Source organism: Pseudomonas sp. B40(2017) (genome assembly GCF_002112855.1).
Lineage (GTDB): Bacteria > Pseudomonadota > Gammaproteobacteria > Pseudomonadales > Pseudomonadaceae > Aquipseudomonas > Aquipseudomonas pharyngis.
The window spans coordinates 229,567-250,631 of record NZ_NEIT01000002.1; the positions used below are offsets into that span (position 1 = coordinate 229,567).

Consider the following 21,065-nt stretch of genomic DNA (forward strand, 5'->3'; position numbering starts at 1 on the left):
AATCAAGCGCGGTGGTGAATCATTACGCTTAGCGTAATGGTTGCGATCGCTATCGCGAGCAAGCTCGCTCCCACAGGGAAACGCATTTCAAATGTGGGAGCGAGCCTGCTCGCGATGGGGCCAACCCGAACACTGCAGACTCTTGATCAGTGAACGAGCCCCGCATCCACCAACAATGTCTCCAGCGCCAACAAATCCGGCACCTTCGCCACCTGCTCCCCCACCTGCACCGCCGCCTGCTCCAGCGCACACAGCGGAACATCGACATAACTCAACTGGCTGTCGAGCTTGTACGAACGCGGAATCCCCTGCACCAGCAGCGCGATGAACTTCAACTCCGGCCGCCCGCCGAGGGCATTGAGGATGACGATCCGTGCCCGCTCGCCGATGACGATCCTGTTGCCGCACGCCGACTCGAAACTCAGCAGCGGAATCTGCCGCTCGCGCCAGGTCACCCGTCCCAGATACCACGGCGGTGTGTCGAGATCGAAGGCGCTGGACTGGTAGTCGATCAGCTCGGCGACGGCGACGTTGGGCAGGATCAGGTTGCGATCCGCCAGCGGCAGCAGCAGCCCGGTGAGCTGACTGGCGCGTTGATTGTGCTGGCGCTCATGCATGTTTTTTGCTCCACAGGGCGATGCTTTCGAGCAGCACCGATTCCTGGTAAGGCTTGCCGAGGTAGTCGTTGACGCCGATGGCCATCGCGCGGTCGCGGTGTTTCTGTCCGGTGCGCGAGGTGATCATGATGATCGGCAGATGCTGCAGGCGTTCATCTTGGCGTACCTGGGTCGCCACTTCGAAGCCATCCATGCGCGGCATTTCGATGTCGAGCAGCATCAGGTCCGGCATGTGTTCTTCCAGCAGCAGCATGGCATCGACCCCGTCCTTGGCGGTCAGCACGTTCATACCGTGGCGTTCGAGCAGACGGCTGGTGACCTTGCGCACCGTCACCGAGTCGTCGACCACCATCACCAGCAACGGCTTGTGCGGTTCGCTCTCGATTTCGTGACTGGTCGGACGCTGCGGCAACCGCGCCTGCATCGCGCGGATCGGCGCCAGCAGGTCGAGAATCAGCACCACCCGGCCATCGCCGAGAATCGTCGCCCCGGAAACGCCCTGCACCGAGGCGAACTGCGGGCCGAGGCTCTTGACCACAATCTCGCGGGTGCCGGCCATCGTGTCGACCTGCACCGCGATGTACCGGTCGTTGCACTGCACCAGCAAGACCGGCACCGGCAGGCTCTGGCCGGACAGTTTCGGCCGTGGCGCGGTTTTCAGCAGCTCGCCCAGATAGCACAGTTCATAACGCTGGCCGCCATACTGATAAGTCGGCGGGTCGAGACGGAAATGCCCGTCCAGTTCATTCGGCAGTACGCGGACGATGCCGTCGATGGTGTCCAGCGGAATCGCGTATTGATCCTCGCCACACTGCACCATCAGTGCACGGTTGACCGACACGGTGAACGGCAGGCGAATGCGAAAATGCACGCCCTGCCCCGGCACCGAATCGATGCTCATGGTGCCGCCCAGTTGCCGCACTTCTTCATGCACCACATCCATGCCCACGCCGCGCCCGGAAATCTGGGTGATTTTCTCGGCCGTGGAAAAACCTGGCTGGAGGATGAACTGCAACACCTCGCGGTCGCTGATCTCGGCGTCCGGCGCCAGCAGGCCGCGCTTGATCGCCTTGCGCCGCACGGCATCCAGCGGCACGCCGGCGCCATCGTCGCGGATGTCGAACACGATGTCGCCGCCCTCGCGGGACAGGTCGAGGCTGATCTGCCCCTGCGCCGGTTTGCCCGCCGCCAGCCGGACTTCGGCGGACTCCAGGCCATGGTCGACGGCATTGCGCAGCATGTGTTCCAGCGGTGCCGCCATGCGCTCGAGGACGTTGCGGTCCATCTCGCCTTCGGCGTTGCCGACGCTGAACGCCACGTCCTTCCCCAGCTCTTCGGCGACCTGACGCACGATGCGTTTCAGACGCGGCAACATGCGCTCGAACGGCACCATGCGCGTGCGCATCAGGCCTTCCTGCAACTCGGTGTTGATCCGCCCCTGCTGCTGCAACAGGTTCTCCGCGTCGTGGGTGCGCCGGTCGAGGGTTTCCTTCAAGTCCAGCAAGTCGGAAGCAGACTCGAACAGCGCCCGTGACAACTGCTGCAACTGCGAATGGCGGTCCATTTCCAGCGGGTCGAAATCTTCGTAACCGAGGCGTTCGGCATCCACTTGCTGACGGCTGAGGATCCGCCCCTGGGTTTCTGTGTCGAGCCGGCGCAACTGGTCGCGCATGCGCTCGATGGTGGTTTCCATCTCGTGCAGGGCGGTCTGCGCATCGTTGACTTGCTGCTCGATGCGCCCACGGAAAATCGAGGTTTCGCCAGCGAGGTTGACCAGCTCGTCGAGCAGTTCGGCGGAGACCTTGACCATGTCCGCCCCGGTCTCGGGCGCCGGGGCCGCAGGCTCGGCCTTGACCGCAACCGGCGGCACGGGCGCCGGGGTTTGCACCGGCACGGGATGGCTGAAATTCTGGATCGCGCTGATCAGGCGGTCCGCCGGCGGACACGGTTGACCGGCGCGCACCCCGTCGAGCATCTGCGCTAGGCGGTCATGGCCGCGCTGCAACAGCGCGAACAGTTCGGCGCTGCCCTGCAGGGTGCCGGCAGACAGGCTTTCGTAGAGGTTTTCCAGCTCATGAGCGAGGTCGCCGATCGGGCCGATTTCCACCATCCGCGCGCCGCCCTTGAGGGTGTGCAGATCGCGCAGCAGGGTTTCCACTTCCTGGCGATTGCCGGGTTCGGCCTGCCAGCGCAGCAACGCGGCGCCGGAGTTTTCGATGATGTCGAAACCTTCCTCAAGGAAGATCTCCAGCAGCTCCGGATCGTGTCCGGGGCCATCCTGCGTGGCGGAAGCGGTCGGCGTCTCAGGACTGGCGCTCGGGCCCTGGCGAAAGCGGCGGATCGCCTCGATCAGGTCCTGCGCCGGATCCAGCGGCTGGTGCCGGTGCAACTGTTCGAGGAACAGCGCCAGGCGCTCGTGGCTCTGGCGCAGCAATCGATCCAGAGCTTCGCTGTGGCTGTACCGACGATCCACCAGCCCTTGGTAAAGGCCTTCCAGCTCATGGGCCAGATCACCCACGGCCGCCACCTCGGCCATACGCGCGCCGCCCTTGAGCGTGTGCAAATCCCGTTGCAGCGACGACAGCGGTGCGCCGTTTTCCGGATCCTTCAGCCAGCGCTGCAAGGCTTGGCCGGCGCTGTCGAGAATGTCCACCGCCTCTTCGAGGAAGATCTCGACGATCTCGTCGTCCGGCCCGCTGTCGGCGCTGTGTTGTTGCAGTTCGGCGGTGGCGCTGCCCAGTTCGCGGATGCTCGTGGTGCGGCTGCCATCGCTGCGGATCAGGCCCATGGCCGACGGGTCGAGGCTCTCGTCGAGCAGTTCGTGCAAGGCGCGGATGCGTTGCGGTTGCGGGGTGATTTCCTGGCCGGCGGCCAGTTCGTCGAGCATGTTGATCAGCGCTTCATGAGCCTGCTGCGCCTCATGGAAAAACCGCTCGCTGACCGCCAGGCTGCTTTCTTCGACCGCACCGTATAGATCGAGCAAGGCTTCGCACAGCACATCCACCGGCAGCAGATCCGCCAGGTGTGCGCCCTCGCCCAGGGTGGTCAGCTCATCCAGCAGCGCGCTGAGTTCCTGACGTTCGCCGGGGTGCTGCTGCCAGCGCTGCAAGAGGCTTTCGGCGTCGAGCAGGATATCCATGCCCTGGGCCAGGAAGTTGTTGATCAGTTGCGGATCGCGCTTGACCCGCACCGCACTGCTCGGGGCATTGAGGATCGATTCCAGACGCTCGCCGAGCAGGTTTTCGGTGCGCTTGATCAGCGACTGCGCGCCGACAATCGGCGCCAGCGGATCGTGTTTGAGCTGACGCAGACCGACGCGAAACAGGCCCTCGGCTTCGAGCAGCAGTTCCACTTCGTCGAGGTCCAGCGCCAACTGATGGGCCTTGAATTCCCGGGCCAGTTTATCCAGCGGCGCCGCCAGTTCGGCAATCGGCGAAACCCCCGCCATCGAGGCGCTGCCCTTGAGGGTGTGCAGCGCGCGCTGCAACTCGTCGCTGGCCTGCAACGGCACATGTTCGGCGGCCTGATCGAGGAAGCGATTGAGGCTGGCGAGGTGAGTCTCGGCTTCGTTGCGGAAGATCTCCAGCAACAGCGGATCGAGGGCCGTGACATCTTCCACATCTTCGGCGGGCAGCGGCGTGTCGCCCTTGGCCAGCGCATGGGCGCGGGCCGCCAGTTGATCGACATCGTGGCGCTGGCGCTGGCCGTTGGTGGCGAATTCGGCGATCAGGTCCGGCAACAGCAGCAGCGTGTCGGCCAGCAACTGGCGCACCGCCGGGCCGGGTTCGACGCTGTGTTCCAGCACCCGGTTGAGCAGGTTTTCCACCGCCCATGCCAGCTCGCCGAGGACCAGCGCGCGCACCATCCGGCCACTGCCCTTGAGGGTGTGGAAGGCGCGGCGCAGCTCACTGAGGGCGGCGCGGTCATCGGGCTCGGCAGACCAGCGCGGCAGGTAGTCGCTCAGCACCTCGAGCACTTCCCCGGTTTCTTCGAGGAACACTTCGCGCAGCTCGTCATCCACCGGTTCTTCATCGGCCGGTGGTGGCAGCAGGCTGCCCGGCGTGGTCAGCGCCGGCGGGTTGACCGCCGAGACCGGGCTGGCCAGCACTTCGGCCAACGACTGCACGATCTGCGGGTCGTCCAGCTCCTGCAAATCCTGCATCACCAGCGCTTCGCTGGGGCTGAGCACATCGTCGAGCACCGGCACATGCGGCTCGCCAGGCTGTTCGTCAGGGAAGAAGCCGAGACTGGCGAGGCTTTTCTGCGCAATATCCAGCAAATGTTCGCTGGGTGCCTGCGGGTCGTCGGTCAGGCGCTCGAGGTAATACTCGAGGCTAGTGATGGCGTCGGCGAGGCTGTCGAGTTGCTGCCAGCCCGGCTCGTGCGGGTCGAGCAACAGGTGCTCGCGGATAAATCCGTTACAGGCTTCGAGCAGGCTGGCCGCCCGCGCCAGCGGAATCATCGCCAGCGCGCCGCGCACCTGGGTCAGCAGCGCCGGCAGGCTTTGCAGTTGCTGGCGGTCCCAGTCGGCGTCGATGTAGTCGACGATCATGTCCTTGGCCTGTTGCAGACAGATGCGCGCTTCCTTGATCACGATCTGATGAATCTGCGTCAGGTCGGTGGTCGGCAGCCGCGAGTCATCCGGGCTCTCCGGCTCCACCGTACCGACCATCCCGGCCAGCGTCGCCTCGACGTAGAGCAAGGCGCCGGCGACGTCCATCAGCGTGGCGTCGTTCGGTTCGCGCTGACCCTGGGCGAGACTGAGCACCACCGCCAGTTGATCGATGATCACCTTGCGCGGCTGACCGAAACCAAGCACCGCGAGGGTGTCGGCGATCTGGCGCAGCGGTGCCAGCAGGCTGTCCAGGTCCGAGGCGTGCTGGCGGTCGCTGCGCACGAACAGGTCGAGGCGTTCCTTGACCCGCACCAGTTCTTCGCACAGCGCCGCGAGCACCGAGCGCATGGCATCGCGGTCAGGACCGGCCAGGCGCGCGCGTTCTTCGTCGACCATCGCGCTGTCGGGCAGCGCGTCGTCCAGGGAGTAGCGATCTTTCATGGTCAGCATCTGCCCGGTGGGGTGTTCGGCTTTGGCGATATAAAACAGCAGGCTTTTCAGCAGTTCAGGCGGTGGCGGCTGGTTGAGGCCGGGCATGCCCTGTTCGAGCAGGCGCTTGAGTTCCTTGTCGGCGTCCTTGAACAGGCTGCGCAGCGCCGGGCTGTTGGCGATCCGCCCTTCACGCATGCCTTCGACCAGCGCCGAGGCGACTTGCCACAACGGGCTCAGCGGCGAGTTACCGCTCAACGCTTCGAGGCGGGTGAAGACCTTGGCCAGATAACCGAGGTGCGTCTGGTCATCCTGTTCGCGGAGCAATCCGACCAGCGCCATTTGCAGCATCTGGCGCAATTTGCGCAGCACATTCGGCAGCTCTGCCGGCTCCAGCAGCGCCAGGGTTTCCTCGCCCAAAGACGCAAGTTCAGGCAACTGCGGGCTGAACAGGCTGGTTTCCGACAACAGGCTTTCGCCCCGGGCGCTGCGCAAGTCGTTGATCAGCGGCAGCACCACCAGTGGCAGGTCGCGGCGGGCGCCCTGCACGCGGTCGAGGTAGATCGGCAATTGACCCAGCGCCTGCAACAGCAAGTGCAGCGCTTCGTCACGGTGGCTGACGCGGTCGTTCTGCAACGCTTCGACCAGGTGTTCCATCTCTTCGGCGAGCAATGCCGCGCCGTAGAACTCGACCATCTGCAGGCTGCCGTGCACCTGATGGATGCAGGCCAGGCATTCGTCCAGCCCGGGCACGGACTGCGGATCGTCGAGCACGGCTTCGATGGCCTGATGCGCCTGCCTCAGCGTCTCGGCGATTTCACCCTTGACCCATTCAAGGGCCACGTAATCGTGCCGGTCACCCATAACCACTCCGCTCGACATTGCCTCGCCCGCAGGCCTCACGCCTTGTCCGAGACGGGCGCAGACGCCGCCGGCAAGGTGAACCCGGACACCGAGCGACGCAACTGGCTGGCCATTTTCGCCAGGTTGCCGATGCTCTCGGCGGTGGCCGTGGAGCCGGACGAGGTCTGCGAAGTGATCTGCTGGATCACGTTCATCGTCAGGGAAATCTGCCCGGCCGAAGACGTCTGCTGCTGCGCCGCGTTGGAAATGCTCTGGATCAGCGCCGCGAGGGTCTTGGACACGCCTTCGATTTCTTCCAGGGCCACCCCGGCATCCTGCGCCAGCCGCGCGCCGCGCACCACTTCGGTGGTGGTCTGCTCCATGGAAATCACGGCTTCGTTGGTGTCGGTCTGGATCGCCCGCACCAGCGTCTCGATCTGCCGGGTCGCAGCGGACGAGCGCTCGGCCAGCCGCTGCACTTCGTCGGCCACCACGGCAAAACCGCGCCCGGCATCACCGGCCATCGACGCCTGAATCGCCGCGTTGAGGGCGAGGATGTTGGTCTGGTCAGCAATGTCATCGATCAGGCTGACGATGTCGCCGATTTCCTGGGACGACTCGCCCAGGCGCTTGATGCGCTTGGCGGTGTCCTGGATCTGTTCGCGGATGTTGTCCATGCCGTGGATGGTGTTGTGCACCACTTCGTTGCCCTTGTTGGCGATCTCCACCGAACGCTCGGCCACCGCCGAAGATTCGGCGGCGTTGGCCGATACCTGATCGATGGACTGGGCCATGTCGCTGATCGCGGTCGAGGCTTCGGAAATCTGCTGGGCCTGATGCTCCGAGGCCTGGGCCAGATGCATGGCGGTGGCCTGGGTTTCCTGCACCGCAGCGGCGACTTGGCCGGCGGTGAGGTTGATGGTGGCGACCAGATCGCGCAACTGGTCGACCGAATAGTTGATCGAGTCGGCGATGGTCCCGGTGAAGTCTTCGGTCACCGAGGCGGTCACGGTCAGGTCGCCGTCGGCGAGGTCTTCGATCTCGTCGAGCAGGCGCATGATCGCGTTCTGGTTGCGTTCGTTCTTTTCTGCGGTCTCGCGCAACTGACGGTTGGTTTCCCGGACCATGACCAGGCCGATCAGGATGATCGAGGCCAGCGCCAGCAGGCCCAGTACGTAGCCGCCGATGGTGTCGGTGCTACGCCCGCCGGCAAGGTTTTCGAAACGGCTGGCCAGGTGCGAGGCTTCGTCGAGCAAGGTCTGCGACAGGCTGAAAATATTGGTGGCCGACTCACGGACCTTGAACAGCTCCGGCGAGGTTTCGAGGATTTCATCCACGGAACCTGAGACGAACTGGAACAGCTCGGAAATCTCGCTCAAGCGAGCGCGGGCATCGCGGTCTTCGACCTGGCTGACTTTCAGCGCCGGGTTGCCTTGCAACATGCCGTTGAGCACCTGACCGAAGCGTGCGGCATCGCGACCGAAGGCGTCGGCGGCCTGCTGGGAGTTTTCATCACCCGAGAGCACGGTGTTCACCGCGCCGAGAATCCGTTCGGCCAGCAGCGACTGACGCTGGGCCATCGCCACCTGCGCCGCCGGAGCGCCGCGTTGCAGGAGGATTTCCACGACCTTTTCGTATTCGATCTGCAACTGCGGCACGGTTTCGGCCAGGGTCGCGGCCACTTGATGCAGGGACAGCACGGTCTGTTCGCTGGAAAGAATCGCGTCGGTGTTTTTCAGCAGGCGTTCCCAGTCCAGCTGCACGGCGCGCATTTCCGGGCGCACGACGGACGGCGCCGGCGGCAGGCCGGTGCTCGGGTCGCCCTTCTTGAGGTAACCCCAGCGTTGGGCAAAATCGTTGCGCGCATCGCTGAGCAGCTTGAACGCGGCGGCTTTGCCGGCGGCGGCTTCGGTGGCGTTCTTGGCGATCCGCTGCGACAGCACCCGCAGCTCGCCGGCGTGGCCGATGTACTGCTTGTCGTAGTTGGCCTGGGTGTTGAGGTAAGCGAAGTTGGCGAACAGCAGCATGATGAACACGATCAGTGCGATGAACAGCACGATGATCTGCGAGCGGCTGCGCGAGCCTTCTGCGGGCTTGCCTGTTTTTGCTTTGATCATCGGTCCTCGCCTGTTAAACCGCGACGTGCATGAAACTCGGTGACTGCGCCAGCGCAAACAGGCTGAACACCCGCCAGTTCTGCTCGCGCCGGAAATAGCCCTTGATGAACTCGCCTTTGGAGCCTTGCCGTTTACTGATCGAGACGGATTCGAAACTGTCCTGCTCGAAGTGCTGCAGGCCGAAGACTTCATCGACCAGCAACCCGGCAAACACGTCCTGATGCTCTACCACCAATACCCGCCGCTGTTTGCGCATCGGTGACAGCTCATGGCCGAAAAAGCCGCACAGGTCCATGACCGGCAGCAGGCGTCCGCGCAGGTTGGCCACGCCCTTGACCCACGGTTTGACGCCCGGCAACTGGGTGACGCGCAGTTCGGGCAGCACTTCGCTGACTTCGCCCATGGGCGTGACGTACCAGTGCTCGCCCAGACGAAAGCCGATGCCGCTCCAGCGATCCTGGCGCGCCGGTTGCGACGGCAGGTCCGCCGCCAGCAGGCGACAGCGCTGGTCGATCTGCCACAACAGTTCGAACGCGGTCAGCGACTCGCTCATGGCGGCGCGATCAACCGGCCAGCACGTTGTTCAGGGTCTTGATCAGCGTGTCTTCGTCGACCGGTTTGGTCAGGTAGTCCCTGGCGCCCTGGCGGGTGCCCCAGACCTTGTCGGTCTCCTGATCCTTGGTGGTGATGATGATCACCGGGATGTGGCTGGTTTCCGCATCCTTGGTCAACTGGCGGGTAGCCTGAAAGCCGTTGAGGCCGGGCATGACGATGTCCATCAGCACCGCGTCGGGTTTTTCCTGGCGGGCCAGGGCCACGCCGTCGGCGCCGTTTTCGGCTTTCAGCACTTCGTGCCCGTGCTTTTCCAGCATGCCGGTGAGTTTGTACATTTCGGTCGGCGAGTCATCGACGATCAGGATACGTGCCATGGTCTTCCCCATTTTTCTTGTCGACACCGGGCCCGCTGGCCGAGCGTCTCTGTGCGTGTCTTACTGCGGCAAAGCGGCAGCGAAGCCCGGAACATGGGCCGAGATCGCGTCGAGCAGTTCTTCCTTGCTGAAAGGCTTGGTCAAAAATTGATCGGAACCGACAATCCGCCCCTTGGCCTTGTCGAACAGCCCGTCCCGGGACGACAGCATGATCACCGGCGTGCCCTTGAACGCGTTGTTGTTCTTGATTAAAGCGCAGGTCTGATAACCATCCAGACGCGGCATCATGATGTCGACAAAGATGATCCCGGGATGGTGGTCGGCGATCTTCGCCAGGGCGTCAAAACCGTCGATCGCGGTGATGACTTCGCACCCTGCATTTTTCAACAGGGTCTCGGCGGTGCGACGAATCGTTTTCGAGTCGTCGATCACCATGACCTTCAAGGCGCTGGACTGCTGTTCCATAAGGGGGCTCTACCGTCGCCTTTGCGAATCAATTTGTCCGTTTTGCGATGACTGATGGCTGGAAACCCTTGATGTTCAAGGGCCAGCACGACATGGCAGCCTTTTTAGCACAGTCTCCTGATCCAATCTATCGACGGGTTTTTCCTTGACCGAAAACCCGCCCGGCGCCACTCTGGCGGCACTTTTTTCATACCGATCCGGTAGCCAATTTTCGAGGAAAACCCAATGAGCGTTCGCGTCGGGATTGTCATGGACCCTATCGCCAGCATTTCCTATAAGAAGGATAGCTCGCTGGCCATGCTGCTGGCGGCGCAGAAGCGCGGCTGGGAACTGTTCTATATGGAACAGAAAGACCTTTATCAGGGTGAAGGCCAGGCACGGGCGCGGATGAAGCCGCTGAAAGTCTTCGCCAACCCGGAAAAATGGTTCGAACTGGGCACCGAGCAGGATTCGCTGCTCAGCGATCTGAACGTGATCCTGATGCGCAAGGATCCACCGTTTGACATGGAGTTCGTCTACTCCACCTACCTGCTCGAACAGGCCGAGGCCGCTGGCGTTCTGGTGGTCAACAAGCCGCAGAGCCTGCGCGACTGCAACGAAAAACTGTTCGCCACGCTGTTCCCGCAGTGCACGCCGCCGACCGTGGTCAGCCGCCGCGCCGACGTGCTGCGTGAATTTGCCGCCAAACATGGCGACGTGATCCTCAAGCCGCTGGACGGCATGGGCGGTACTTCGATCTTCCGTCACCGCGCCGGCGACCCGAACCTGTCGGTGATTCTGGAAACCCTGACCGCCCTCGGCGCCCAGCAGATCATGGGCCAGGCCTACCTGCCGGCGATCAAGGACGGCGACAAGCGCATCCTGATGATCGACGGCGAGCCGGTGGATTACTGCCTGGCGCGGATTCCGGCCCAGGGCGAAACCCGTGGCAACCTCGCGGCCGGCGGTCGTGGCGAAGCCCGTCCGCTGACCGATAAGGATCGCTGGATCGCCGCCCAGGTCGGCCCGACCTTGCGCGAAAAAGGCCTGCTGTTCGTCGGCCTGGACGTGATCGGCGAGCACCTGACCGAAATCAACGTCACCAGCCCGACCTGCATCCGCGAAATCGACAATGCCTTCGGCACCGACATCGGCAGCCTGCTGATGGATGCCATCGAGAAAAAGCTGCAAGCTTGATGTGCATCACATGCAGCCTGTCGCTTGATGCTTGAAGCCCAAGGCGTGAAACCAACATTGCGTTATCATGCGCGGCCTGTGAAAAACGCGATGTTGGTTTTCTTGTCATGACACTTCCGTCCGATCTGCCCGCTGAACTCGCCCATAAAGGCGTGCGCCCGGTCGATCGCCTCGGATTTACCCTGTTTCTCGCGGCGCTGATCCACCTGGCGCTGCTGCTCGGCGTGGGTTTCACCATGGTCGAGCCCAAGCAGATCAGCAAAACCCTGGAAATCACCCTCGCCACCTTCAAGAGCGAAAAGAAGCCGGCGAAGGCCGACTTTCTCGCCCAGGAAAACCAGGAAGGCAGCGGCACCCTCGACAAGAAGGCGATCCCCAAGACCACCGAGGTCGCGCCGTTCCAGGCAAACGAAGTCAAGAAAGTCACCCCGCCACCGGCCGCCAAGCCGGAAGTGCAGGAAGCCGCGCCCAAGGCGGCCGTGACCACCGTCGCGCCGAAACCGAAAAAGGCGCCGACCAAGAAAGAAGAAGCCAGGACCGAGACCAAACCGACGGTCGATGCGCCGACTTTCGACAGCTCGCAGCTCTCCAGCGACATCGCCAGCCTCGAAGCCGAACTGGCCAACGAACAACAGCTGTACGCCAAGCGTCCGCGTATCCACCGCCTCAGCGCCGCGTCGACCATGCGCGACAAGGGCGCCTGGTACAAGGACGAATGGCGCAAGAAGGTCGAGCGCATCGGCAACCTCAATTACCCCGACGAAGCCCGGCGCAAGCAGATCTACGGCAATCTGCGCCTGATGGTGTCGATCAACCGCGACGGCTCGCTGTATGAAGTGCTGGTGCTGGAGTCTTCCGGCCAGCCGCTGCTGGATCAGGCGGCGCAACGTATCGTGCGACTGGCGGCACCGTTTGCACCGTTTACCGGGGACCTGTCGGACATCGACCGGCTGGAAATCATCCGCACCTGGAAATTCGCCCGGGGTGACCGGCTGTCCAGTAACTGAGCCGATCTTTTACCCGCTCCAGCTTGTCAGTTCGCCCCCCGAACGCCACACTAGCGCACATGAAAAACGTCAGCCCCAGCTACCTCAAGCATCACTTCCTGATCGCCATGCCACACATGGCCGACCCGAACTTTGCCCACACCTTGACCTACATCGTCGAGCACACGGCCAATGGCGCCATGGGGCTGGTGGTCAACCGACCGCAAGAGCTGAATCTGGCCGACATCCTCGAACAACTGCGCCCGGACATCGATCCGCCAGCGCTGTGCCAGCACGTGCCGATCTTCATCGGCGGCCCGGTGCAGACCGATCGCGGTTTTGTCCTTCACCCGGCAGGCAAGACTTTCCAGGCGACCGTCGAGCTGGAGGGCGATCTGGCCCTGTCCACCTCGCAGGACGTGCTGTTCGCCATCGCCGACGGCGTGGGTCCGGCCAAAAGCGTCATCACCCTCGGTTATGCCGGTTGGGAAGCCGGGCAGCTGGAGGCCGAACTGGCCGACAACGCCTGGCTGACCTGCCCGTACGACGCCGACATCCTGTTCAATACCAGCAGTGAACTGCGCCTGGAAGCGGCGGCCAGGCACCTGGGGATCAACCTCAGCCTGCTGACCAGCCAGGCAGGGCACGCCTGATGGCCCTGCGCCTGATCCTCGGCTTCGACTACGGCACCAAACAGATCGGCGTGGCGGTCGGCCAGGTGATTACCGGCCAGGCCCGCGAGCTGTGCACCTTGAAGGCACAGAACGGTGTGCCGGACTGGAATCAGGTCGAAGCCCTGATAAAGGAATGGAAACCCGACGCCGTGGTGGTCGGCCTGCCGCTGAACATGGACGGTACGCCCAGCGAGATGTGCGCCCGCGCCGAGAAATTCGCCCGGCGCCTCAATGGCCGCTTCAACCTGCCTTTCTATACCCACGACGAACGCCTGACGACCTTCGAAGCCAAGGGCGAACGACTGGTGCGCGGCGGACAGAAAGGCAGCTACCGCGATAACCCGGTGGACGCCATCGCCGCCGCCCTGCTGCTGCAAGGCTGGCTCGACGAAAACACCGCACTATTTGAATCCTGACAAGCGCTACGGCGCTTTTCTTTTGGTTACAACCCGAGCCCCGGTTCGCGAGAACCGGCTCGACCCCAAGAAGGAGCAACCATGAGCCTGCCCAATCCCGCCGATCTGATCAGCCAGATGGCGACCCGCCTCAAGGCGCACCTTGCCCAGCGTGAAATCAGCGAACCGCGTTACATCGGCATCCGCACCGGCGGCGTCTGGGTCGCCCAGGCCCTGCTCGCAGAGCTGGGGAGCGACGCGCCATTGGGCACGCTGGATGTTTCCTTCTACCGCGACGACTTCAGCCAGAACGGCCTGCACCCGCAAGTGCGCCCTTCCGCCCTGCCCTTCGAAATCGAAGGCCAGCATCTGGTGCTGATCGACGACGTACTGATGAGCGGCCGGACCATCCGCGCCGCCATGAACGAACTGTTCGACTACGGCCGCCCGGCCAGCGTGACGCTGGTCTGCCTGCTGGACCTGGACGCCGGCGAACTGCCGATCCGCCCGAACGTGGTCGGCGCGACCCTGTCGCTGGCCGCCCACGAGCGGGTCAAGCTGTCCGGGCCGGAGCTGGCCCTCGAACTGCAAGACCTTGCCCTTTAATCCGCCCTATTGAGAGTCCCCCTCGCGATGACGCCTCTAGATACCAAGCGCCCGCTGCAGCTCAATGATCAGGGCCAGCTGCGCCACTTCCTCTCGCTCGACGGCCTGCGCCGCGAGTTGCTGACGGAAATCCTCGACACCGCCGACTCGTTCCTCGAAGTCGGTGCCCGGGCCGTGAAGAAGGTCCCGTTGCTGCGCGGCAAGACCGTGTGCAACGTGTTCTTCGAAAACTCGACCCGCACTCGCACCACCTTCGAACTGGCGGCCCAGCGGCTGTCGGCGGACGTGATCACCCTGAACGTGTCGACCTCGTCGGCCAGCAAGGGCGAAACCCTGCTCGACACCCTGCGCAATCTGGAAGCCATGGCCGCCGACATGTTCGTCGTGCGCCACGGTGACTCGGGCGCCGCGCACTTCATCGCCGAACATGTCTGCCCGCAAGTGGCGATCATCAACGGTGGCGACGGCCGGCACGCGCACCCGACCCAGGGCATGCTCGACATGCTGACCATCCGCCGTCACAAGGGCGGTTTCGAGAACCTCTCGGTGGCCATCGTCGGCGACATCCTGCACTCGCGGGTGGCGCGCTCGAACATGCTCGCCCTGAAGACGCTCGGTTGCCCGGACATCCGCGTGATCGCGCCGAAGACCCTGCTGCCGATCGGCATCGAGCAATACGGCGTGAAGGTCTACACCGACATGACCGAAGGCCTGAAAGACGTCGACGTGGTGATCATGCTGCGCCTGCAGCGTGAGCGCATGACCGGCGGCCTGCTGCCGAGCGAAGGCGAGTTCTACCGCCTGTTCGGCCTGACCACCGCGCGCCTGGCCGGCGCCAAGCCCGATTGCATTGTCATGCACCCGGGGCCGATCAACCGTGGAGTGGAGATCGAGTCGGCGGTGGCCGACGGCCCGCATTCGGTGATCCTCAATCAAGTCACCTACGGCATCGCGATCCGTATGGCCGTGCTGTCGATGGCCATGAGCGGGCAAACGGCGCAACGTCAATTCGAGCAGGAGAACGCCCAGTGAAGCTCAGCATTCTCGGCGCCCGCGTCATCGATCCAAGCAGCGGCCTGGATCAAATCACCGATATTCACGTTGAAGCCTGCAAGATCGTCGCCCTCGGCGCTGCACCGGCCGGTTTCACTGCCGTCGAAACCATCGATGCCCGAGGCCTTGTTGCCGCTCCAGGTCTCGTAGACCTCAACGTCGCCCTGCGCGAGCCGGGCTACAGTCGCAAAGGCACCATCGCCAGCGAAACCCGCGCCGCTGCGGCCGGTGGTGTGACCAGTCTGTGCTGCCCACCGAAAACCAAACCGGTGCTCGACACCTCCGCCGTGGCCGAGCTGATCCTCGACCGCGCCCGCGAGGCCGGCAACACCAAGGTGTTCCCGATCGGCGCGCTAAGCAAAGGTCTGGATGGCGAACAGTTGGCCGAGCTGGTGGCCCTGCGCGACGCCGGTTGCGTAGCGTTCGGCAACGGCCTGGAAAGCTTCCGCAACACCCGCACCCTGTGCCGGGCGCTGGACTACGCGGCAACGTTCGACCTGACGGTGATTTTCAACTCGCAGGATCACGACCTCGCCGACGGCGGCCTGGCCCACGAAGGTGCCACCGCCAGCTTCCTCGGCCTGCCAGGCATCCCGGAAACCGCTGAAACCGTGGCCCTGGCCCGTGATCTGCTGCTGGTCGAGCAAACCGGCGTGCGTGCGCACTTCAGCCAGCTGACCAGTGCTCGCGGCGTGGCCTTGATCGCTCAGGCCCAGGCTCGTGGCTTGAAAGTCACGGCGGATGTCGCCCTGTATCAGCTGATCCTGACGGACGAAGCACTGATCGACTTCAGCAGCCTGTATCACGTGCAACCGCCGCTGCGCACCCGCGCCGACCGCGACGGCCTGCGTGAAGCGGTGAAGTCCGGCGTGGTTTCGGCGATTTCCAGCCATCACCAGCCCCATGAGCGCGATGCCAAACTGGCACCGTTCGGCGCGACCGAACCGGGCATCAGCAGCGTCGAACTGCTACTGCCGCTGGCGATGACGCTGGTCGAGGATGGCCTGCTGGACCTGCCGACCCTGCTGGCCCGCCTGAGCGCCGGCCCGGCCGAGGCCCTGCGCCTGCCGGCGGGCAAACTGGCGGTGGGGGGGGCGGCGGATATCGTGCTGTTCGATCCGAAGGCCTCGACCGTTGCCGGCGAAACCTGGCTGTCGAAAGGCGAGAACTGCCCGTTCCTCGGCCATAGCCTGCCGGGTGTGGTGCGTTACACCTTGGTGGATGGCCGGATCAGTCACCAGGCGTAAAAAAAATGGCGAGGGAGCCAGCTCCCTCGCCATCACTTACTGAAATGCGCCCCGCCCTTCGGCATTACGCACCGACACTTGATCGTTCAGCGTCCAGAAGTCATACAGCACCCCAAGAAAGAACAACCCGCCGGTCAGCAGATACACCAACCCGCTGATCCACTTGCCCTGATACATCCGGTGCACGCCGAGCGCGCCGAGGAAGGTCAGCAGAATCCACGCCACGTTGTACTCGATCGGGCCCGCGGCGAAACGCAGGTCGGCTTCGCGATCCATCGCCGGGATCAGGAACACGTCGATCAGCCAGCCGATCCCCAGCAACCCGAAAGTGAAAAACCAGATCGTGCCGGTCACCGGCTTGCCGTAATAGAAGCGGTGAGAGCCTGTGAAACCGAAAATCCACAACAGGTAACCGATCACCTTGCTGTGGGTGTCTTTTTCCTTCACACGGGGCAGCTGATAGCCGTTCATTAAGACCTCGATACACGCGATAGATAAATATTCTTTAATTCTTTGTGACTTTTTTACAGGTAGCCGACGTATGGCAAATGCTACCGTGTGTCCCGTCAAAGCCTTATAGCACCGGACTTCTGTCCGACAATTGCGTCTTTTTGCCGCTTATTTGGTTCCGTTGGCATCGGATTGAATCGACCAACGGCCTCGGAAGTGACAAAAAAGCTGTTATAAAGTTGCGCGCTAACACATCAAGAGCCCTGCCTAATGCGTCCATTTTTCAAGACATGGCTAACTATTTGCCTATTAATGCCACTGGCCGCCCACGCCACCAATCGTGAGCAACGTCTTCCCAACGTTAACGGTTTCACCCCTAAATCCCATGCCTCTGCTCCTTCGAACAAAGGCAAACAGGTCAAGCACACCACGCTGAGCAGCACCGGCCGCAGCAAGCTGGTGCCACCGATGGCGACCAAGGAAAGCAGCAACGTCCTCAGTCGCGCGGTAAACGTCCTCGGTACGCCATACCGTTGGGGCGGCAGCAGCCCGAGTAAAGGCTTCGACTGCAGCGGTCTGGTGAAATACGCGTTCAACGACGCCACGTTCGACCTGCCACGCACCTCGAACGCCATGGCCAGCGGTCACGGCGAGAAAGTCGAACGCAAGGACCTGAAGCCGGGCGACCTGATTTTCTTCAACATCAAGAGCCGTCGGGTCAATCACGTTGCCATCTACCTGGGCAACGACCGATTCATCCATGCGCCACGGCGCGGCAAAGCGGTGAGCATCGACACTCTGAACAAGCCGTACTGGGAAAAGCATTACGTGGTGGCCAAACGCGTATTGCCGAAAGAACAGGGGCAGATGCGCGTCGTTCAGCGCTGATTGTTCAGGTACAAAAAAACGCAGCCCACGGGCTGCGTTTTTTTTGCCTAAAAGTTATCCGGCGTGCGCGCTTTCTCCCGCGCATGTTCGCGGCTGATCAAGCCCTTGGTCACCAGATCTTTCAGGCACATGTCGAGTGTCTGCATTCCCAGCGAGCCACCGGTCTGTATCGCCGAATACATCTGCGCCACCTTGTCCTCGCGGATCAGGTTACGGATCGCCGACGTGCCCAGCATGATCTCGTGCGCCGCCACCCGACCGCCGCCGATCTTCTTGATCAGCGTCTGCGACACCACCGCCAGCAACGACTCCGAGAGCATCGAGCGCACCATGGATTTTTCGTCCCCGGGGAACACATCCACCACCCGGTCGATGGTCTTGGCTGCCGACGTGGTGTGCAAGGTACCGAACACCAGGTGCCCGGTCTCGGCGGCGGTCAGCGCCAGGCGGATGGTTTCCAGATCGCGCATCTCGCCCACCAGGATCACATCCGGGTCTTCGCGCAGCGCTGAGCGCAACGCGGTGGCGAAACTGCGGGTATCGCGATGGACTTCGCGCTGATTGATCAGGCATTTGCGCGATTCATGAACGAATTCGATCGGATCTTCGATGGTCAGGATGTGGTGATGGCGATGGGTGTTGAGGTAATCGATCATCGCCGCCAGTGTCGTGGACTTGCCGGAGCCGGTCGGTCCGGTCACCAGCACCAGCCCGCGCGGCGCATCGGTGATCTTGCGAAAGACGTCGCCCATGGCCAGGTCTTCCATGCTCAGCACTTTTGACGGGATGGTCCGGAACACCGCCCCGGCGCCCCGGTTCTGGTTGAAGGCATTGACCCGAAAGCGCGCCACACCGGGGACTTCGAAGGAAAAGTCGGTTTCCAGATGTTTCTCGAAGTCCACCCGCTGGGTGTCGTTCATGATGTCGTAGATCAGCTCGTGCACCTGCTTGTGATCCAGCGCCGGCAGATTGATCCGCCGCACATCGCCATCCACGCGGATCATCGGCGGCAGACCGGCCGACAGGTGCAGGTCGGAAGCGCCCTGTTTGGCGCTGAAGGCCAGCAGTTCAGTGATATCCATAGCGTCCCTCAATTCCAGTAGAATGCCGCGAACCTTCAGACCGCTGGCGCCTCTTGATGTCCACGATAGCAGACAACATCCAACTGGTTAGTTCGCGTATTCAGGCAGCCGTCAAAGCGGCCGGACGCGATGAAAACAGCGTCCAGCTGCTGGCCGTGAGCAAGACCAAACCGGCCGAAGCCCTGCGCGAAGCGTACGCCGCCGGCCTGCGCGACTTCGGCGAGAACTACCTGCAAGAGGCCTTGGGCAAGCAGCTCGAACTGGCCGACCTGCCCTTGATCTGGCACTTCATCGGCCCCATTCAGTCGAACAAGACCCGCTCGATTGCCGAGCATTTCGCCTGGGTGCACTCCGTGGATCGTCTGAAAATCGCCCAACGCCTGTCCGAACAACGCCCGGCGGATCTGCCGCCACTGAACATCTGCATTCAGGTCAACGTCAGCGGTGAAGCCAGCAAGTCCGGCTGCACCCCGCAAGACCTGCCGGCCCTGGCTCACGCCATCAGCGCCCTGCCGCGCCTGAAACTGCGCGGGTTGATGGCGATTCCCGAGCCGACCGAAGATCGCGCCGAGCAAGACGCTGCATTCGCTGCCGTTCAGAAATTGCAGGCCGGCCTCGATCTGCCGCTCGACACACTTTCCATGGGCATGAGCCACGACCTCGAGTCGGCCATTGCCCAAGGCGCGACCTGGGTCCGTATCGGTACGGCCCTGTTCGGCGCCCGCGACTATTCCCAATCTTGACCATTTCCAGATAAGGACCTGACATGAGCAACACACGTATTGCCTTTATCGGTGCCGGCAACATGGCCGCCAGCCTGATCGGCGGCCTGCGGGCCAAGGGTCTGGAAGCTGCACACATTCGCGCCAGCGATCCGGGCGAAGAAACCCGCGCCAAAGTCAGCGCCGAACACGGCATCGAAACCTTCGCCGACAACGCCCAGGCCATCGACGGCGCTGACGTTGTCGTGCTGGCGGTCAAGCCACAGGCCATGAAAGCCGTGTGCGAAGCGATTCGCCCGAGCCTGAAACCGAATCAACTGGTGGTCTCCATCGCCGCCGGCATCACCTGCGCCAGCATGACGGCCTGGCTGGGCGAGCAGCCGATCGTGCGTTGTATGCCCAACACCCCGGCGCTGCTGCGTCAGGGCGTGAGCGGTTTGTACGCCACCGGCGCAGTGAGTGCCGAGCAGCGTCAACAGGCTGAAGAACTGCTGTCCGCCGTGGGCATCGCCCTGTGGCTGAACGAAGAGCAGCAACTGGACGCCGTTACCGCCGTTTCCGGTTCCGGCCCGGCGTACTTCTTCCTGCTGATCGAAGCCATGACCGCCGCCGGCGTCAAACTCGGCCTGCCGAAGGAAACCGCCGAGCAACTGACCCTGCAGACCGCTCTCGGCGCCGCGCATATGGCGGTGTCCAGTGACGTCGACGCTGCCGAACTGCGCCGCCGCGTGACCTCGCCGGCCGGCACCACGGAAGCTGCAATCAAATCGTTCCAGGCCGGCGGCTTCGAAGCCCTGGTGGAAAAAGCACTCGGCGCCGCCGCGCACCGCTCGGCCGAAATGGCCGAACAACTGGGCAAATAAGGAGCCTCACATGATTGGATTGAACACCGCAGCGGTCTACGTGCTGCAAACCCTCGGCAGCCTGTACCTGCTGATCGTGCTGCTGCGCTTCGTCCTGCAACTGGTGCGGGCGAACTTCTACAACCCGCTGTGCCAGTTCGTGGTCAAGGCCACCCAGCCGCTGCTCAAGCCACTGCGCCGGATCATTCCGAGCCTGTTCGGCCTCGACATGTCGTCGCTGGTACTGGCGATTCTCGTGCAACTGGCGCTGATGGCGCTGACCCTGCTGCTGACCTACGGCACCACCGGTAACCCGCTGCAACTGCTGATCTGGTCGCTGATCGGCGTGACGGCGCTGTTCCTGAAGATTTTCTTCTGGGCCATGATCATCAGCATCATCCTGTCCTGGGTCGCACCGGGCAGCCACAATCCGGGCGCCGAGCTGGTGAACCAGATCTGTGAGCCGGCCCTGGCGCCGTTCCGTCGCATCGTGCCGAACCTCGGCGGTCTGGACCTGTCGCCGATCTTCGCCTTCCTCGTGCTGAAGCTGATCGACATGCTGGTGATCAACAACCTCGCGGCGATGACGATGATGCCGGAAATCCTGCGCCTGCTGATGTGAGCTGGTTTCGCTGGGACGGTGACGACCTGATTCTGGAGTGTCACCTGCAACCGGCCGCCCGCAGCGATGATTTCTGCGGGCTGCACGGCGATCGCCTGAAGATCCGCCTGACGGCGCCGCCGGTCGAGGGCAAGGCCAATGCGTATCTGATGGGGTTTCTGGCCAAGGCTTTTGGGGTTTCCAAGAGTCAGGTCAGTTTGCTCAGCGGCGAGCTGAACCGGCAGAAGCGAGTGCGCGTCAGCGCACCGAAAAAGCTGCCGGATCTGCCGGGGCTCTGCCGCCCCTGATCGTTGCTTGCCGCTAACCC

At 63.1% G+C, this 21,065-nt stretch carries 20 protein-coding genes; 12 read left to right on the forward strand and 8 right to left on the reverse strand.

Annotated features, from left to right (window positions below; genetic code table 11):
• Positions 1-146: 146 nt before the first annotated feature.
• The 6 genes from CAF76_RS04640 to pilG are packed head-to-tail and all read right to left on the reverse strand — an operon-like array spanning position 147 to position 10,015.
• Positions 147-617 carry a chemotaxis protein CheW gene (locus CAF76_RS04640; RefSeq protein ID WP_085646965.1) on the reverse strand — a complete coding sequence of 157 codons (471 nt, stop codon included), beginning with the start codon at positions 615-617 and terminating at the stop codon, positions 147-149.
• A complete protein-coding gene (locus CAF76_RS04645; RefSeq protein WP_085646966.1) occupies positions 610-6,525 on the reverse strand; it encodes an Hpt domain-containing protein in 5,916 nt (1,971 codons plus the stop codon). Before CAF76_RS04645 ends, CAF76_RS04640 begins: the two co-directional genes overlap by 8 nt.
• Positions 6,526-6,560: 35 nt before the next feature.
• Positions 6,561-8,621, reverse strand: a complete 2,061-nt coding sequence (locus CAF76_RS04650) for a methyl-accepting chemotaxis protein (protein WP_085646967.1) — start codon at positions 8,619-8,621, stop codon at positions 6,561-6,563.
• A 13-nt stretch (positions 8,622-8,634) separates the two neighbouring features.
• A complete protein-coding gene (locus CAF76_RS04655; protein WP_007953327.1) occupies positions 8,635-9,174 on the reverse strand; it encodes a chemotaxis protein CheW in 540 nt (179 codons plus the stop codon).
• A gap of 10 nt (positions 9,175-9,184) precedes the next feature.
• Positions 9,185-9,550 carry a twitching motility response regulator PilH gene (pilH, locus tag CAF76_RS04660; RefSeq protein WP_011336365.1) on the reverse strand — a complete coding sequence of 122 codons (366 nt, stop codon included), beginning with the start codon at positions 9,548-9,550 and terminating at the stop codon, positions 9,185-9,187.
• A gap of 60 nt (positions 9,551-9,610) precedes the next feature.
• Entirely contained in the window at positions 9,611-10,015 is a 405-nt protein-coding gene (gene pilG, locus CAF76_RS04665; RefSeq protein ID WP_007953330.1) for a twitching motility response regulator PilG, read from the reverse strand.
• Between the two features lie 225 nt (positions 10,016-10,240).
• On the opposite strand from pilG, the gene gshB reads away from it, so the two are divergent.
• The 7 genes from gshB (at position 10,241) to CAF76_RS04700 (ending at position 16,152) form a co-directional block, all read left to right on the forward strand.
• Positions 10,241-11,191 carry a glutathione synthase gene (gene gshB / locus CAF76_RS04670; RefSeq protein ID WP_085646968.1) on the forward strand — a complete coding sequence of 317 codons (951 nt, stop codon included), beginning with the start codon at positions 10,241-10,243 and terminating at the stop codon, positions 11,189-11,191.
• A gap of 107 nt (positions 11,192-11,298) precedes the next feature.
• Positions 11,299-12,198, forward strand: a complete 900-nt coding sequence (locus CAF76_RS04675) for an energy transducer TonB (RefSeq protein WP_039767939.1) — start codon at positions 11,299-11,301, stop codon at positions 12,196-12,198.
• A 59-nt stretch (positions 12,199-12,257) separates the two neighbouring features.
• Positions 12,258-12,830, forward strand: coding sequence for a YqgE/AlgH family protein (locus tag CAF76_RS04680; protein WP_011336368.1), 573 nt, complete (start codon positions 12,258-12,260; stop codon positions 12,828-12,830).
• Complete coding sequence (ruvX, locus tag CAF76_RS04685) at positions 12,830-13,267, forward strand: Holliday junction resolvase RuvX (protein WP_007953334.1); 438 nt, start codon at positions 12,830-12,832, stop codon at positions 13,265-13,267. Before CAF76_RS04680 ends, ruvX begins: the two co-directional genes overlap by 1 nt.
• 81 nt (positions 13,268-13,348) lie before the next feature.
• Positions 13,349-13,852, forward strand: coding sequence for a bifunctional pyr operon transcriptional regulator/uracil phosphoribosyltransferase PyrR (pyrR, locus tag CAF76_RS04690; protein ID WP_085646969.1), 504 nt, complete (start codon positions 13,349-13,351; stop codon positions 13,850-13,852).
• Between the two features lie 27 nt (positions 13,853-13,879).
• The gene (locus CAF76_RS04695) at positions 13,880-14,884 is read left to right on the forward strand and encodes an aspartate carbamoyltransferase catalytic subunit (protein ID WP_007913665.1); all 1,005 of its coding nucleotides are present in this window, start codon (positions 13,880-13,882) and stop codon (positions 14,882-14,884) included.
• A complete protein-coding gene (locus tag CAF76_RS04700) occupies positions 14,881-16,152 on the forward strand; it encodes a dihydroorotase (protein ID WP_085646970.1) in 1,272 nt (423 codons plus the stop codon). Before CAF76_RS04695 ends, CAF76_RS04700 begins: the two co-directional genes overlap by 4 nt.
• Positions 16,153-16,188: 36 nt before the next feature.
• Here the strand turns inward: CAF76_RS04700 and CAF76_RS04705 are convergent, their stop codons facing one another.
• Positions 16,189-16,623, reverse strand: coding sequence for a TM2 domain-containing protein (locus CAF76_RS04705; protein ID WP_064600078.1), 435 nt, complete (start codon positions 16,621-16,623; stop codon positions 16,189-16,191).
• Between the two features lie 249 nt (positions 16,624-16,872).
• On the opposite strand from CAF76_RS04705, the gene CAF76_RS04710 reads away from it, so the two are divergent.
• Positions 16,873-17,490, forward strand: a complete 618-nt coding sequence (locus CAF76_RS04710) for a C40 family peptidase (protein ID WP_039767935.1) — start codon at positions 16,873-16,875, stop codon at positions 17,488-17,490.
• Positions 17,491-17,537: 47 nt separating this feature from the next.
• On the opposite strand, the gene CAF76_RS04715 is transcribed toward CAF76_RS04710, so the two are convergent.
• The gene (locus tag CAF76_RS04715; protein WP_007953348.1) at positions 17,538-18,572 is read right to left on the reverse strand and encodes a type IV pilus twitching motility protein PilT; all 1,035 of its coding nucleotides are present in this window, start codon (positions 18,570-18,572) and stop codon (positions 17,538-17,540) included.
• A gap of 56 nt (positions 18,573-18,628) precedes the next feature.
• Between CAF76_RS04715 and CAF76_RS04720 the strand changes: the two genes are divergently transcribed.
• The 4 genes from CAF76_RS04720 to CAF76_RS04735 are packed head-to-tail and all read left to right on the forward strand — an operon-like array spanning position 18,629 to position 21,045.
• Positions 18,629-19,315, forward strand: coding sequence for a YggS family pyridoxal phosphate-dependent enzyme (locus tag CAF76_RS04720; protein WP_085646971.1), 687 nt, complete (start codon positions 18,629-18,631; stop codon positions 19,313-19,315).
• Positions 19,316-19,338: 23 nt separating this feature from the next.
• Positions 19,339-20,157 carry a pyrroline-5-carboxylate reductase gene (proC, locus tag CAF76_RS04725; RefSeq protein WP_064600085.1) on the forward strand — a complete coding sequence of 273 codons (819 nt, stop codon included), beginning with the start codon at positions 19,339-19,341 and terminating at the stop codon, positions 20,155-20,157.
• A 10-nt stretch (positions 20,158-20,167) separates the two neighbouring features.
• Positions 20,168-20,758, forward strand: coding sequence for a YggT family protein (locus CAF76_RS04730; RefSeq protein ID WP_085646972.1), 591 nt, complete (start codon positions 20,168-20,170; stop codon positions 20,756-20,758).
• On the forward strand, positions 20,755-21,045 hold the full coding sequence (locus CAF76_RS04735) for a DUF167 domain-containing protein (protein WP_085646973.1): 291 nt from the start codon (positions 20,755-20,757) through the stop codon (positions 21,043-21,045). Before CAF76_RS04730 ends, CAF76_RS04735 begins: the two co-directional genes overlap by 4 nt.
• Positions 21,046-21,065: the final 20 nt, after the last annotated feature.